The following is a 2,459-nucleotide window of genomic DNA, read 5'->3' as shown; positions in this document are numbered from 1 at the left end:
TCGAGTGAGCAGTTGTCCATGGAATACGGCCTCATTTCATGGACAACTGCTCACTCGACCGAGAAACGACCGTTCGGGAGGTGGGTGGCGAGGAGCGGAGCGCGAGGACCGCCGCGGGCCCGGAGCCCGGAGCCCGGAGCCCGGAAGTAAGGATCCCCCGGCGGGAAATAGGGCACCTGCCCGATGGGGCCGAGGGGCCTTAGCGAGGACCGTAGAACCTACCGAGACAGGGAGAGCATCATGGACCTCAACACCTACATGGGATACCGCGTCACCGAGCAGGAGATCGCGCAGGCCGCGGTACGGGCCGAACGGGCGCGCATCGCCGCCGAGCACCGGGACCAGGTCGTTCCACGCATCGGGATCGTGCGCCGTGCACTCGCCGAGCTCGCCGCGCACCGCGTCCCGACCGACGCCGCCCGTGCCAGGCGCGAGCGCGTCGGGAACGCGAGCGACCGCACCCCGCATCCCGCGTGATCGGCGTCGCCGCGAATGTCGGTGGCGGGTGGCAGGATGAGACCATGTCACTCGCCACCGCCTCCCCCGCCATGGTGGGCCGGGACGCCGAGCTCGCGTGCCTCGACGACGCCCTGCGCCGTGCCGAGGCGGGCGAGGCCGCGTCGCAGCTCATCGGGGGCGAGGCCGGCATCGGCAAGTCGCGGCTCACGTCCGAGTTCCGGCGGTCCGTCGCGGGCCGGGCCACCGTCCTCACCGGCTGGTGCCTCGACTACGGATCGACGCCGGCGCCCTACGGCCCGCTCCCCGCGATCCTGCGGGGCGTTCTCGACGCGCTCGGCGACGCCGCCGACGAGGCCGCGGGGCCGGGGCGCGACGCCCTGCAGTTGCTGCTGCCCGAGCGCACCGCCGGGCCGATCGACCGCTCCGCGATCCGCCCCGAGGGGCTCGGCGAGACCATCGCGAACCTCCTCGAAGCCGCCGCGGCGACCCGACCCGTCGTGGTGATCGTCGAGGACCTGCACTGGGCCGACGCCGCGACGCTGTCGATGCTGTCGTTCCTGCTCCGCGCGCTCGCCGGGCGGCCCGTGCTGTTCCTCCTCACCTGCCGCGTCGACGAGGTCCGTCGGGGCGGATCGATCCGCACCTTCCTGGCGGAGGCCGAGCGCGCCCGGCTCCTCGAGCGCCTGTCGCTCGCCCGCCTCGACACGGTCGCCGTGCGCGATCTCGTCTTCGGGCTGCGGGGCGCCGTCGACGACGCCGAGCTCGCGCACCTGGTCGAGCGCAGCGAGGGCGTCCCGTTCTTCGTCGAGGAGCTGCTCTGCAAGCCCGAAGGGCCGCTGCCCGACACGCTGCGCGACGTGCTCCTCGCCCGCTTCGACAGTCTCGGCGACGACGCCCGGCGCATCGTCCGGCTGGCGTCCGGGGCCGAGGGCCCCCTCGCGCACGAGCCGCTCGCCGAGCTCTTCGCGGGCGGCGACGACCGGCTCGACGATGCGCTGCGCGAGACCATGACCGCCGGCATCCTCACCATCCGCGACGGCGAGGCGTACGGCTTCCGCCACGCGCTGCTGCGCGAGGCGGTGCACGACGATCTGCTCCCGGGCGAGCGCGCCCGCCTGCACCGCAGCTACGCCGAATTGCTTGAGCGCACGGGCGGATCCGAGGCCGCGCTGGCCTACCACTGGCATCAGGCGCGCGACGCACCGCGCGCCCTCGCCGCGTCCGTGTGCGCCATGCAGCAGGCGAAGAACGCCTACGCGTTCTCCACCGCGGCCCGCTTCGGCGAGCTCGCCCTCGAGCTCTGGGATCAGGTGCCCGACGCGGGCGCCGTCGCAGGCACCGAACGCATCGCGTTCCTCGCCCGGCTCGGATCCATCCTGCGCAACGGCGGGGACGGCGAGCGCGCGCTCGCGGTGGTCTCGCTCGCCCTCGACGAGCTCGATCCCGCGACCGCTGAGCCCGCGGTGCACGCGCGCCTGCTGCGCGACCGCGCGCTCTACCTGCAGAATCTCGGGCGGCACGGCACCGTCCCGCTGCTGACGAAGGCGCTCGAGGTGATCGACGGCGACCCCGGCGAGGCGCAGCTGCGCGCCACCCTCCTCAACTTCCTGGGCGGACGCCACCTCACCGGTGCTCGGCTCGAGCAGGCCGTCGCGACCGCCGACGAAGCGTACCGGCTCGCCGAGACCGTCGACTCGGAGACCGCGATGTCGGTCGCCGCGAACCTGCGCGGCTGCGCGCGGGTGCACCTGGGCCAGGTCACAGCCGGGCTCGCCGACTTCCGACTGTCGTGGGAGCACGCGGTCGACCACGACAGCCAGCTGCGCCACCGAGTCAACTACGCCGACACGCTCAACCTGCTCGGCCGCTTCCGCGAGGCCGTCGAGGTCGCGGAGCTCGGCGTCGCCCACTCGCGCACCCTCGGCGTCGAGCGCGCGACCGGCTCGGTGCTGTCCCACAACATGGTCGAACCGCTGATCGAGCTCGGCGAGATCGACCGC

General features: G+C 73.6%; 2 protein-coding genes. Both read left to right on the top strand.

Annotated elements, in window-relative coordinates; translation table 11 throughout:
- Positions 1-240 precede the first annotated feature (240 nt).
- Positions 241-477 (top strand): hypothetical protein, encoded by a 237-nt coding sequence (locus XM48_RS00100; RefSeq protein ID WP_046453738.1) that lies wholly within the window; start codon positions 241-243, stop codon positions 475-477.
- A 44-nt stretch (positions 478-521) separates the two neighbouring features.
- On the top strand, positions 522-2,459 hold a 1,938-nt coding region (locus XM48_RS00095), incomplete at its 3' end, for an AAA family ATPase (protein WP_046453737.1).

It is taken from the genome of Leucobacter sp. Ag1 (genome assembly GCF_000980875.1).
GTDB lineage: Bacteria > Actinomycetota > Actinomycetes > Actinomycetales > Microbacteriaceae > Leucobacter > Leucobacter iarius.
This window is presented reverse-complemented; position numbering and strand designations above follow the sequence as displayed.

Coding starts and splice junctions, on each gene's coding strand:
- XM48_RS00100 (WP_046453738.1), top strand. CDS start 241: ATGGACCTCAACACCTACATGGGATACCGCGTCACCGAGCAGGAGATC.